Here is a 12,644-nt window from a genome sequence, read left to right as displayed (position 1 = left end):
AAAAAGGCACCCGGTGCCAGACACCGAGAGGGGCCTCCGGAAGGGACGCGAGATGAGCGACTTCGACCTGTTCACCACCACCGAGGAACACGAGGAGCTGCGCGCCGCCGTACGCTCCGTCGCCGAGGACAAGATCGCCCCGCACGCGGCGGAGGTCGACGAGAAGAGCGCCTTCCCACAGGAGGCACTGGAGGCCCTGGTCGCCACGGACTTCCACGCCCCCCACATCGCCGAGGAGTACGACGGCGTGGGCGCCGACGCCCTGGCCACCTGCATCGTCATCGAGGAGGTGGCCCGCTCCTGCGCCTCCTCCTCCCTGATCCCCGCCGTCAACAAGCTCGGCACCATGCCGCTCATCCTGGGCGCCTCCGACGACGTCAAGCGCCGCTACCTTCCCCAGGTGGCCAGCGGCGAGGCGATGTTCTCCTACGGACTGTCCGAGCGCGAGGCCGGATCCGACACCGCGAGCATGCGCTCCCAGGCCCTGCCCGACGGAGACGACTGGGTGCTCAACGGACAGAAGTCCTGGATCACCAACGCCGGGGTGAGCAAGTACTACACGGTGCTGGCGGTGACCGACCCCGAGGGCGCGCGCGGTCGCAACATCTCGGCCTTCGTGGTGCACGCCGACGACGAGGGCTTCACCCTGGGCGAGCCCGAACGCAAGCTCGGCATCAAGGGCTCCCCCACCCGCGAACTGTTCTTCGACAACGTGCGCCTGCCCGGTGACCGCATCGTCGGTGCCCCCGGCGAGGGCCTCAAGATCGCCCTGCGCACCCTGGACCACACCCGCGTCACCATCGGTGCTCAGGCCGTCGGCATCGCCCAGGGCGCCCTCGACCAGGCCGTGGCCTACGTCAAGGAGCGCAAGCAGTTCGGCAAGCGCATCGCCGACTTCCAGGGCGTGCAGTTCATGCTCGCCGACATGGCGATGAAGCTGGAGACCGCCCGCCAGATGGTCTACGTGGCCGCCGCCAAGTCCGAGCGCGGTGACGAGGACCTGCCCTTCTACGGCGCCGCGGCCAAGTGCTACGCCTCCGACGCCGCGATGGAGATCACCACCGACGCGGTCCAGCTCCTGGGCGGCTCGGGCTACGTGAAGGACTTCCCGCTGGAGCGCATGATGCGCGACGCCAAGATCACGCAGATCTACGAGGGCACGAACCAGATCCAGCGCATGGTCATGGCCCGCCAGCTGCTGAAGTAGGCCCCGAAGAACCAGGAAAGGCCCTGCTCACGACCGGTCTCGGTGGAGACGCGAGTCGTGCGGCGGGGCCTTTTGGCGTGGTGTGTCGTGTTCCCTGGGTCCCGGCCGGGGTTTGGGGAGGTCGGTCCGAGCGGTCCGTGGGGATGGCCCCGGGATGCGCGGGGAGCACCGGTCAGGCATGTGCAGGGCGGCGTTGGACTCGGGACCATCCCCGCGTGCGCGGGGAGCACGGACGATGCGGTCTGCGCTGAGGTCAGGATGCAGGACCATCCCCGCGTGCGCGGGGAGCACACGTCCACCCACGGCTGGGTCATGCCGCCACCGGGTCCATCCCCGCGTGCGCGGGGAGCACGAAATGATCGATCGGAACAGGTGCCGAAACCAGGGTCCATCCCCGCGTACGCGGGGAGTACCGGGTTTGGAGATTGTCGAGGGTTGGGAGTTCGGGTCCATCCCCGCGTACGCGGGGAGTACTCCTGCCCCCGTGCTTTTCTTAGAGGTGGTGGGGGTCCATCCCCGCGTACGCGGGGAGTACAGTCACTGACCTGCGAACTTACCAGCGGCAGACAGCCATTTTTCCAACTTCTTGAAAAACAGACATTTCACCCAGGTGCGTCAGACCATGATCACCTGACGCCTTCCTACCGCACCGGCACCTCATATGACCACCGTTCTTAAGTTCCGTCCGGGACCTGTGGACCCCGGTCCGATCGCGGACCCCACATCCAGGACAGGACCGCTGCAAGCGGGTTCCGACCCCATAGATTCGCCGGATCTGCTCGGCGAGCATCGAAGAATGCGCCTACGGCTGCTTCTTCCCGTCGCCTCCCTTGTCCGTTCGGTTCAGGTTCAAGGCTTGCTCGCTACGTACCGCATGGGCCTGTCAACGCTTACGTACTCCGAGATTCCACGCGAGCGACCGGGCTTTGCCTTGGACAACGGAATCCTCGTCCGTGCTGTGCCCTGGGGCCGAGGATTTTGTTATAGGAGGCAAGGTGTTTCCGTACTAGTACGGTATCGATTTTCGATGCCTACAAGAGATATCGGTGGGCAGAACCCCCAGCTCACACAACCGGACCTCTATGCGTACTAGTACACTGAGCACGTCCACCAGGAAGGAGCCGTCTGTGTCGCCTCCGCCTCAGATTCAACGCACCGACCCGCCCTACCTCCAGGTCGCCAAACACATCAAGGCCGAGATCGAGTCCGGTGCGCTCCAAGAGGGGCAGAAGATCGACTCGGTGCGCACCATCGCCGCGAAATGGAAGATCTCGCTCGCGACCGCGACCAAGGTCGTCGGGGTACTCAAGGCCGAAGGCCTGGTGCGCAGCGAGCCGGGCAGGGGCAGCATCGTCACCCGCGACCAGACGGCGGCCAGTGCCAGGGACCGCGTGATCCGTAGCCTTGAGGGCCAGATCTACTCCGACAACGAGCGTGCCGAGATCCGGGCGGCCGAACTGGTACCGGCTCCCGAGGACGTCGCGGACGCCATGGGCGTTCCCACCGGAGCCAACGTCATCCGACGCCGGCGGGTCACCCTTCGCGATGGCGTGCCCTCCTCAGCGAGCACGTCCTGGTTCAAGGGCGAACTGGCCGACTCGGCCCCGTCGCTGTTGGAAGCCAGACGACTGCCCCAGGGCACCCCGAAGTACGTGGAAGAGAACGCGGGGCTCACACCCGCCTCCGGCAGGGACCAACTCCGCGCCGACATCGCCTCGGAAGAGGACTCCGCAACACTCGGAATCCCGCTCGGCTCCCCGGTGCTGCGCAAGCAGAACTGGGTCTTCAGCACCGAAGGCGACGTGATCGAGTTCGGCCAGTCCGTCTCCGTACCCCGCCGCTGGACCACCTACAACTACGAGATCTCCAGGTAGGAACACATGGAACTGCTGCACTCGGGCAAGGTGCGCGACGTCTACGCCGACGGTGACGACCTCATCCTGGTGGCCTCGGACCGCGTAAGCGTCTACGACGTCGTACTGCCCACCCCTATCCCCGACAAGGGCAAGATCCTCACTCAGCTCTCGCTGTGGTGGTTCGAACAGCTGGCCGATGTGGTGCCCAACCACATCATCTCCGCCACCGACGTGCCCAAGGAATGGGCCGGACGTGCCGTGCGCTGCCAAAGGCTCACCATGTTGCCGGTGGAGTGGATCGCTCGCGGCTACCTCGCGGGGTTGGGGCTCAAGGAGTACGAGAAGCAGGGCACGGTCTCCGGGATCAAGCTCCCCGCAGGCTTGGTGGAGGCGTCCAAGCTTCCTGAGCCGATCTTCACCCCCACCACCAAGGCGACCGAGGGCCACGACGAGTTCATCACCTTCGCCGACGTGGTCGAGGAGATCGGGCAGGAGACCGCCGATCATCTGCGCACGGTGACCCTGGACGTGTACAAGCGCGGTGCGGAGATCGCCGCCGAGCGCGGCATCATCATCGCCGACACCAAGCTGGAGTTCGGCCGTGCGGCGGACGGCACGCTCGTACTCGCCGACGAGGTGTTGACCTCCGACTCCTCGCGGTTCTGGCCTGCCGACGACTGGGAGCCCGGCAGGCCCCAACACGCGTTCGACAAGCAGTTCGTCCGGGACTGGTCCAGCACGGTCACCGACTGGGACCGCACCCCGCCCGGCCCCGAGATCCCCGATGAGATCGTGGAAGCGACCCGGGCCCGGTACGTCGAGGTCTACGAACGGATCACCGGTAAGCGCTGGGAGGCGTGAGCCTGTACCAGGGCTACGACCGCAATAGGTTCGTGCGGAAGATGCGGGAGCTTCTGGAGCGTAAAGGCCTCGGACTTCTTGCGTAGGACGGCCCAAGGCCCGAGCAACCGGTGAGTACGGCCACCGTCGAGGGGCATCCCCGCGTGCGCGGGGAGCACATGGTCGTGTCCCGGCCGAGGTAGTCGTGCGCGGGACCATCCCCGCGTGCGCGGGGAGCACGCAGCCAGAGCGCCCATCCGGCCCAGCGTGGAGGGACCATCCCCGCGTGCGCGGGGAGCACAGTCACTGACCTGCGAACTTACCAGCGACGGACAGCCATTTTTCCAACTTCTTGAAAAACAGACATTTCACCCACGCCTGTCAGACCGTGATCACCTGATGTCTTCCTACCTCACCGACACCTCATGTGACCACCGTTCCTGGATTCCGTCCGTGTTCCCTCGAAGGCCGAACGCCAGCGCCCGAATCTACGAGGGCACCGCCGTCTCCAGCGCATGGCCATGGGCCGCTGGCCCACCGGCCCGCCAACCACCGAGGTAGACCCCCGAGAACGAGGAAAAGCCCGGCTCACGACCGACCTCTTCGACACGTGGCCCTCAACGGGGACGGTCAGAGCACGGCCTCACGGATGAAACGGGCCAGCGGGATGGGATCGCGTCCCAGGGCCTCGCGCACGCCCTCCGCCACCTCCGCGGCGTTTCCCCTGACGGCGGCGGCGAAGCGTTCGTTGAGGGTGTCGATGTACCGGTCGCTCCAGCCCCGGTCGGCGGCGCGGAAGTAGAAACCCGCCTCGTCCACGCTCTTGAAGCGCCACACGGGGCTCTCGGTGCCCCTGGTCTGCTTCACCACCTCGCGGAAGGTCAGCGCCTGCGGACCCGTGAGCGTGTACTCCTTGCCGCCGTGGTCCTCCAACAGCGCCGCCACGGCCGTGTCGGCCACGTCGCGGGCGTCCACGAAACTGACCTCGGTCCTCTTCTTGACCGGAAGTCGAAGGCGGCCGTTACGCGAACGCGCGAGGTCCGCGAACGTCCCCTCCGTGAAGTCCTGGAAGAGCCAGTTGGGTCTGAGCACGGTCCAGCGGTCGAACAGTTCCTTGGCCCGCACCTCCGCGGCCCGCTGGTCGGAGTCCGAGGGCGCGTGTTCAGTGCCCATCGCCGACATGACCACCACGTTGGCGACACCGGCCTTGGCCGCCTTCTCCAGGAAACCGGCGACCCGATGTCCGAGCGAGCGACCCACCGGGGTCACCACGAAGACGTTCTCGACACCGTCGAGCACCTCGTCCCAGTTGGAGGTGTCGGTCCAGTCCAGGCGGGTTCTTTCGGTACGGGAAGCAGCCGTCACGGGCAGGCCGCGGCTTCTCAGCTGAGTGACGACGCGTCGGCCCACCATTCCGGTGGATCCTGTGACCAGAGTGCTCATCGGTTACACGGTACCGACGCTCGGTACCCGACCGGTCCCGAACCGCCCCCGCGACCGCGTTCTCAGGTGCGCGCACGGGGCCGTACCGCCTCCGCTCCCAGTACCAGGACCGCCCCGAGGGCCGCCACACCCAGGTCGGCTACGAGTTCGTGGCCCTCCAGGGCACCCACCCGCAGGACGACGAGCCGGTGGAAGGCGTTGAGGACGATTCCCAGGAACGGCTGGTACCAGAGATGGTCGATGGCGCCACTGATCCCGACGAGGAAGAGCAGCGCTCCGAACGCCTGAACGATCTTTCGCATACCCCGACGCTAGGCACCGGTGCGCCCTCCCCACATCGGCCGACCGGCCGGCGCCGCGGGCCGTCCGCACGGATGCCGGTGCGCGGGGGCGGCCGGACGGACGCCCTGCGGCGGTCCGGGTGTCCGACGGAACACGCCCGTGGCGATTCCGATCGCTCTTGTGGGTAGGCGGGGAACGACCGACTCGACACAGGAGGACGCGGTGACCCAGATGCGCGACAGCGACGACTACCCCGGTGTGCTCGACGCCGTCATGGAACGGGTGCGTTCGCACATCGGTGAGGGGAAGGTGGCCGACTACATCCCCCAACTGGCCGAGGTGGACCCCGAGGAGTTCGGATTCGCCGTGGCCACGGTGGACGGCGGGCTGTACAGCACCGGCGGACACGCCTCCACGCGTTTTTCCATGCAGAGCATCACCAAGGTGTTCACCCTGGCCCTGGTGATGAGCATCTCCGGCGGTGAGGTGTGGAAGCGGGTCCACCGCGAACCGTCCGGGACGTCCTTCAACTCCCTCTACCAGCTGGAGTTCGAGGAGGGCATCCCCCGCAACCCCATGATCAACCCCGGTGCGCTCATCGTCACCGACCAGCTGCTGACGGACACGGGCGACGCCTTCGGCGCCCTCCAGGAACTGCTGTGCGTGGAGACGGGCGACCCGGACCTGCACGCGGACAACGTGGTGGCCGACTCCGAGAACGAGCACGGGGACCGCAACCGCTCACTGGCCTATCTCATGGCCAGCTTCAGCAAGATGCACAACCCGGTCCCGGAGGTCCTGGACCACTACTTCCGGCAGTGCTCGATCACCATCAGCTGTGAGGAGCTGGCCAAGGCGGGACTGCTGCTGGCGCGTCACGGCAGGCGGGCGGACGGCTCCCGGCTGCTCAGCACGCGGGAGGCCCGCCGCATCATGGCGGTGATGCTCACCTGCGGCACCTACGACGCCGCGGGCGAGTTCGCCTACCGCGTAGGCCTTCCCTGCAAGAGCGGGATAGGCGGCGGCATCCTCGCGATCGTGCCGGGCCGGTGCTCGGTGGCGGCCTGGGGGCCGGGGCTGGACGACAAGGGCAACTCGGTGACGGCGGCGCTGGCCCTGGAGGCCTTCACCGACATCACCAAGTGTTCGGTGTTCTGAAACGCTCTGCTCAGGACGCCGGTTCGAAGCTCTGCGCCATCCGGTCCAGCAGCGCGTGGTTGGCCTCGGGGTCGTCGTTGTCGGCCACCAGGAACAGGGCGTAGCCCTTGTTCTCGGTGTGGAAGCCGCGGTTGATGGCGTGCCTGCGCCCGTTACCGAAGGTGAACTCCCAGTCGGCGGCGCTGACGTAGTCGTCGGCCCAGCCGCCTTCCACGTCCCGGATGCCGATGAGCGAGTAACCGTCGAAGTTGCCCCGGGCGGAGGGTTCCAGGGCGCGCCAGTCGTCCCCCGCGTCGGGGTTGGGGGAGTCGGTCTGGTCGACCTGGAGATAACCCCCGTCGGGGTTGAGGAAGAAGACGCCGCCGCTGCGCCGCTCCATCTCCCAGTCCTCGGGGACGTCCACGGAGAACCCGCTGGGGTCCTCATGTCGGACCAGGAAGTCCCACTCGTCGTCCTCGGGCTCCTCCGACGCCTCGTCCTCCTCCGCCCCGGTGTCCTCGTCGTCCTCGGTCCCCTCCGCGTCCTCGGGAGCCTGTGAACCGGCGTCCGCGTCGGACTCCCCCGAGGGGACCACGGCCTGCTGCTCGGAGCCGTCGACGAGCCCCGCCCCGGGGTTCCCGGGGCGGTTCATGCTCAGCAGGACGCTGGTGGTGGCGCCCGCGATCAGCAGTACGAGCACGGCGGCGGCGATCAGCAGGGGCCTGAGACGGGAGGAGGGGCGTCCGTCCTTCCCGGAGGCGTTCGCGGCCGGAGCGGGGGCGGCGGTCCCGGTGGCGGGTCCCGGCTCGGCGGGGGCCTCGGATCCGGCCTCCTCCGGCTGCGGTGTCTCCTGGGCCGGTACGGTCTCGGCCAGGGCCGTAACGGTGTCGGGAAGGCCTTCCTCGTCGTCCCCGATCCGCCGCAGCAGGGCCCGCACCTCGTTGGCCGAGGGCCGGTCCTCCGGGCGTTTCTCGCACAGTGCCTCCAGGACCGGGCGCAGGGGGCCGGCGTGGACCGCCTCCGGCAGGTCCTGGGTCACGATGGCGGTCAGCGTCGCCATGGGGGTGGGCCGCTCGAACGGCAGTCTGCCCTCCACCGCCTGGTAGAGGGTGACGCCCAGGGCCCACATGTCCGAGGCGGGGGTGGCCGCGTTCCCGTGCGCGACCTCCGGCGCCAGGTAGCTCGGGGAACCGATCAGCAGGCCGGTGCTGGTCAGGTGGGTGGAACCGTCCAGGTGCGCGATGCCGAAGTCGGTGAGAACGGCGCGGTCGTCACCGGCGATGAGCACGTTGCCCGGCTTGATGTCGCGGTGCACGATGCCTCCGGCGTGCGCCTCGGACAGGCCCGCGGCCATCTGCTCCCCGATGTCGGCGACGCGCCGGACGGGCAGTCGCCCCTCCCTCCGGATGAGGTCGCCCAGGGAGGGCCCGCGGACCAGCTCCATGACGATCCATGGGCGGCCGTCCTCCTCGGCCACGTCGAACACGGTGATGATGGTGGGGTGGCTCAGCTGTGCCGCGCTGCGCGCCTCACGCAGCATGCGGGTGCGCAGCACCTCGATCTCGTGTGCGGGCAGGTTCGGTGGCGTGGTCAGCTCCTTGACCGCGACCGGCCGGTCCAGGAGGGTGTCGGTTCCCTCCCAGACCCGGCCCATGCCACCGGTTCCGATGACCTCGACCAGGCGGTACCGGCTGACCAGGAGACGACCGGAGTCGGCTTCCGAACTGTTCATGTGGGCGCGATTCCTCTAGGGGGAAGGCGGGGTGGAGGCACGGGGGAGGGTGGTGCGGGGACGCACCGGGCACCGCGGGGTGGCCCCGGGTCCCTAGCGAGTCTAGGAGTCGGCGGGCACTGGTGGCGCTCTCCGCCACGGTGGTATGTGTGTTCCCCGTGCTCCGATGTCCCGTGAAGGGCATCGAACCCCAGGTTCCCTCGCCAGGACGTCGACCCGACGGGGCCGGGAACGGCGCCGGGCGGTCACGACCTGCGCAACGCCCTGACCAGGAACCTGGCCAGGGAGGACAGGCCGGGGTTCGCGGACTCCGACCGCTCCTCCCCCGAGGTCCGCGGCGGTCCGGAGGCGCCCTCGTCGGAGTCGGAGGGCGGGGGCGCCTGCGGGGAGAACGTGATCGGAAGGCGCAGCGGAAGCCAGGACAGGGTCGACATCTGCCAGCGCAGTTCCTCCGGAGCGACCGCCTGTCGCACCCCGGGGAGTCGGGTGAGCAGCACGCGCACGGCGATGATGGCGATGGTGATGGCCTCCTCCCGGGCGGGGCAGCGGTGCGGGCCCGCGCCCCAGGCCACGTGCGCCCGGTTGGCGGTCTCCTCCACGCGCTCGGCGTTCTCCCGGGCGAAGAAGTGGTTCGCCGCGGCGAAGCCCAACAGGATGGGCGAACCGGCCTCGATCACCCGGCCGCCCTCGATCGGTACGTCCACGCGCGGGTAGATGACCGGGTAGTTGGTGATCGGCGGGTCCCGCCACAGGACCCGGTCCATCAGGTCGTTGAGGGTGGCGTCGGACAGGGAGGCCGAACCGTGCGCGGCGGGTTCGGCCAGCGCCGCCCGCAGGGCCGCGTTGATCAGGTTCGCGGTCGGCTCGTTGCCGGCGGCGACGACGAGGAAGAGCTGCATGATCACCTCCTCGTCGCTCAACGCGGCGCGGTGCTGGAGCAGCCGGGTGGTGAGGTCGTCGCCGGGGCGCCGATGCTTGACGGTGATCAGCTCCGACAGGACCCTTTCGGCCTCGGCCCTGGACTTCTCGGCGTCGATGCCCAGCCACATGTTGCGCATGGCCGTGACGAAGCGGAGCCCCTGGGCCTCGTCGAGTCCCAGGACGTCGTTCATCACCAGCAGCGGCAGCATGCGGGCGTAGTCGTTGAGGGCGTCGGCCTCCCCCTTGGCGCAGAACTCGTCGACGAGCCGGTCGGCGTAGTGGGTGGTGGTCTCACGCCACCGGTCGTCGTCGATCGCGCCGAGGGCGTCGGTGATCGCCCTCCGGTAGCGCTGGTGTTCGGCGCCGTCGACGAACAGGGCGTTCGTGCGGGGCGCCATCATCGGCAGCAGGGGGGAGTCGGGGTCGACCCGCCCCTCGGTGAAGTCCCGCCACAGTCGGGAGTCATGGCTGAAGACGGTGGTGTCCCGGGACCAGGAGATGAGCGTGGTGTAGTCCGTGACCAGCCATCCGTGCACGCCGGGTTCGAGTTCGACCGGGACCACCGGTCCGTGGTCGGCGCGCATCCTGGCGTAGACGGCGTAGGGGTCGGCGATCGGCTCGCTCTGGTACAGCGCGGCGTGGGGACATCCAGAAGACACGGGCGACCTCGGTAGGGGGAAGCCGGATACGGGCGGGCCCGTCCGGTCGGTTACTGGTTCGCGGGATTCTCTGGCGGGGTGACCGCGCTGTCGGACGTCCTTCGTCCTCGTGCGGCTTCGCGCCACCCTAGCGACCGGCCCCGAGGGAGCGCGAGACCCGGCATGCCCGTGCGACGGTGAGGACGGCCCCCGTCTTCCCCACCCCAAGGCTCCACGGCCCCGTCCGCGTGTACGCGGGCGGGGCCGTGGAGGGGGTCGGGGCTCAGAGTGCCGGAGTGGCGCTCGCCTCCTCCGTCAGCGGACGGAAACGGCGCAGGCGTTGGCTGTTGGTGACCACGAAGAGGCTGGACAGGGCCATCGCCGCACCGGCGATCATCGGGTTGAGCAGCCCCGCCGCCGCCAGCGGGATCGCCGCCGAGTTGTAGGCGAAGGCCCAGAACAGGTTGCCCTTGATCGTGGAGAGCGTGCGACGCGACAGGCGGATGGCGTCGGCGGCCACGCGCAGGTCCCCCCTGACCAGGGTCAGGTCGCTCGCCTCGATGGCCGCGTCGGTGCCGGTGCCCATGGCCAGTCCCAGGTCGGCCTGGGCCAGGGCGGCGGCGTCGTTGACCCCGTCGCCGACCATCGCCACCGTGTGGCCCTGGTCCTGCAACCGGCGGATCGCCGCCACCTTGTCCTCGGGCAGCACCTCGGCGATCACCTCGTCGACGCCGACCTCGTCGGCCACCGAGCGGGCCACGGTCTCGTTGTCGCCGGTGAGCAGGACCGGTTTCAGACCCAGTTCGCGCAGGCGTCGGACGGCCTGCGCGCTGGTGGGCTTGACCATGTCGGAGACCACCAGGACGCCCCGGGCCCGGCCGTCCCATCCGACGACGATCGCGGTCCCGCCCTCGGCCTCGGCGGCCTTCCTGGCGCGTTCCAGTTCCTCGGACGGCTCCTGTGACCACTCCCGAAGCAGGGAGGGTCTGCCGGCCAGCACGGCGTGGCCGTCGACGGTACCCCGCACGCCCCGGCCCTCGATGTTGGCGAAGTCCTCGACCTTGTCCAGTTCGCCGACCCTGTCGGCGGCGCCGGAGGCGACGGCCCGGGCGATGGGGTGTTCGGAGGCGTTCTCCAGCGCGCCCGCCAGGCGCAGGACCTCCCGCTCGTCCTCACCGTCGGCGACGAACACGTCGGTGAGGGTCATCCGGCCGGTGGTGACGGTCCCGGTCTTGTCCAGCACGATGGTGTCGATGCCACGAGCGGTCTCCAGGACCTCCGGGCCCCGGATGAGGATGCCGAACCGGGCTCCGCGTCCGGTGCCCACCATCAGGGCCATGGGCGTGGCCAGGCCCAGAGCGCACGGGCAGGCGATGATGAGCACCGCGACGGCCGCGGTGAAGGCGGTCGAGGCCGGCGCACCGGTGCCGAGCCAGAACGCGAGCGTGCCGAGGGCGATGAGGATGGCCGCCGGGACGAACACGCCGGAGACCCGGTCGGCGAGGCGTTGGACGGCCGCCTTGCCGTTCTGGGCCTCCTCCACCAGACGCGCCATCCGGGCGAGCTGGGTGTCGGAACCGACGCGTGTGGCGCGCACGACCAGGCGCCCGCCGGAGTTGACGGTGGCGCCGACCACGAGGCTTCCCGGCGAGACCTCCACGGGGACGGACTCACCGGTGAGCATGCTCATGTCGACGGCGGAGGTGCCCTCCTCCACGCGGCCGTCCGTGGCGATCTTCTCGCCCGGGCGGACCACGAACAGGTCGCCCTCGACCAGCTCCGTGGCGGGGACGCGCCGTTCGGTGCCGTCGCGCAGGACGGCGACGTCCTTGGCGCCGAGTTCGAGCAGGGCGCGCAGGGCGGTCCCCGCGCGGTGTTTGGAGCGTGCCTCGAAGTACTTGCCCAGGAGGATGAAGGCGGTGACCCCGGCGGCGACCTCCAGGTAGATGGCGGAGGAGCCGTCGGTGCGGGCGATGGTCAGCTCGAAGGGGTGCGTCATGCCCGGCGTGCCCGCGGTGCCGAGGAAGAGCGCGTACAACGACCACAGGAACGCGGCCGTGACCCCGAGTGAGACCAGGGTGTCCATGGTGGCGGTGCCCGACCGGAGGTTCTTCCACGCGGCGACGTGGAAGGGCAGGGCGCCCCAGACGACGACGGGCGCGGCCAGGGTCAGGGAGGCCCACTGCCAGTAGGTGAACTGCAAGACGGGGAACATCGCCATCGCGATGACCGGTACCGCCAGCACGAGGGAGACCACGGCGCGCTGCCGCAGGGCCCGCACCGGGTCGTCCTCCTCCACCGTGGCCTCGGCCGTCTCCCGCCGGGGCGCGACCGCGCCGTAGCCCGCCTTCTCGACCTCGGCGATCAGGGCGTCGGTGTCCACCGGTTCACCGTCGAAGACGACGTTGGCCTTCTCGGTGGCGAAGTTGACGGTGGCGGTCACGCCGTCGAGCTTGTTGAGCTTCTTCTCGACCCGATTGGCGCAGGCGGCGCAGGTCATCCCGCTGATCGACAGTTCGACCGACGTCGCGCCGGATGCTGTGGCTCTGGTGGTACTCATCGATCCCCCGGATGTCCTTGGCTGTGCG

General features: G+C 69.2%; 9 protein-coding genes and 1 CRISPR repeat array. Of the genes, 4 read left to right on the top strand and 5 right to left on the bottom strand.

Annotated features, from left to right (window positions below; translation table 11 throughout):
- Positions 1 to 52 precede the first annotated feature (52 nt).
- The 3 genes from PFX91_RS03690 to PFX91_RS03680 all read left to right on the top strand — a co-directional run bounded on the left by PFX91_RS03690 (position 53) and on the right by PFX91_RS03680 (position 3,924).
- Positions 53 to 1,207, top strand: coding sequence for an acyl-CoA dehydrogenase family protein (locus PFX91_RS03690; protein WP_285729389.1), 1,155 nt, complete (start codon positions 53 to 55; stop codon positions 1,205 to 1,207).
- 201 nt (positions 1,208 to 1,408) lie between these two features.
- Positions 1,409 to 1,742: direct repeats of the CRISPR family, unit length 29 nt; unit sequence GGGTCCATCCCCGCGTACGCGGGGAGTAC.
- Positions 1,743 to 2,334: 592 nt separating this feature from the next.
- Positions 2,335 to 3,081 carry a GntR family transcriptional regulator gene (locus tag PFX91_RS03685; RefSeq protein ID WP_285729388.1) on the top strand — a complete coding sequence of 249 codons (747 nt, stop codon included), beginning with the start codon at positions 2,335 to 2,337 and terminating at the stop codon, positions 3,079 to 3,081.
- Between the two features lie 6 nt (positions 3,082 to 3,087).
- Positions 3,088 to 3,924: a phosphoribosylaminoimidazolesuccinocarboxamide synthase gene (locus PFX91_RS03680; protein WP_285729387.1), complete on the top strand. Its 837-nt coding sequence runs from the start codon at positions 3,088 to 3,090 to the stop codon at positions 3,922 to 3,924.
- A gap of 609 nt (positions 3,925 to 4,533) precedes the next feature.
- Here the strand turns inward: PFX91_RS03680 and PFX91_RS03675 are convergent.
- The gene (locus PFX91_RS03675) at positions 4,534 to 5,346 is read right to left on the bottom strand and encodes an NAD(P)H-binding protein (protein ID WP_285729386.1); all 813 of its coding nucleotides are present in this window, start codon (positions 5,344 to 5,346) and stop codon (positions 4,534 to 4,536) included.
- A gap of 62 nt (positions 5,347 to 5,408) precedes the next feature.
- On the bottom strand, positions 5,409 to 5,648 hold the full coding sequence (locus PFX91_RS03670; RefSeq protein WP_285729385.1) for a hypothetical protein: 240 nt from the start codon (positions 5,646 to 5,648) through the stop codon (positions 5,409 to 5,411).
- 211 nt (positions 5,649 to 5,859) lie between these two features.
- Here PFX91_RS03670 and PFX91_RS03665 point away from each other — a divergent pair, with 211 nt between their 5' ends.
- Entirely contained in the window at positions 5,860 to 6,786 is a 927-nt protein-coding gene (locus tag PFX91_RS03665; RefSeq protein ID WP_285729550.1) for a glutaminase, read from the top strand.
- Between the two features lie 10 nt (positions 6,787 to 6,796).
- On the opposite strand, the gene PFX91_RS03660 is transcribed toward PFX91_RS03665, so the two are convergent.
- The 3 genes from PFX91_RS03660 to PFX91_RS03650 all read right to left on the bottom strand — a co-directional run bounded on the left by PFX91_RS03660 (position 6,797) and on the right by PFX91_RS03650 (position 12,616).
- Complete coding sequence (locus PFX91_RS03660) at positions 6,797 to 8,497, bottom strand: serine/threonine-protein kinase (protein ID WP_285729384.1); 1,701 nt, start codon at positions 8,495 to 8,497, stop codon at positions 6,797 to 6,799.
- A 245-nt stretch (positions 8,498 to 8,742) separates the two neighbouring features.
- A complete protein-coding gene (locus PFX91_RS03655; RefSeq protein ID WP_502888244.1) occupies positions 8,743 to 10,077 on the bottom strand; it encodes a cytochrome P450 family protein in 1,335 nt (444 codons plus the stop codon).
- A gap of 262 nt (positions 10,078 to 10,339) precedes the next feature.
- Complete coding sequence (locus PFX91_RS03650; protein ID WP_285729382.1) at positions 10,340 to 12,616, bottom strand: heavy metal translocating P-type ATPase; 2,277 nt, start codon at positions 12,614 to 12,616, stop codon at positions 10,340 to 10,342.
- Positions 12,617 to 12,644 lie beyond the last annotated feature (28 nt).

It is taken from the genome of Nocardiopsis sp. ATB16-24 (assembly GCF_030271535.1).
Classification (GTDB): domain Bacteria; phylum Actinomycetota; class Actinomycetes; order Streptosporangiales; family Streptosporangiaceae; genus Nocardiopsis.
Note: the sequence above shows the minus strand (reverse complement) of the source record. Positions and strands in the feature narration are given on the sequence as shown.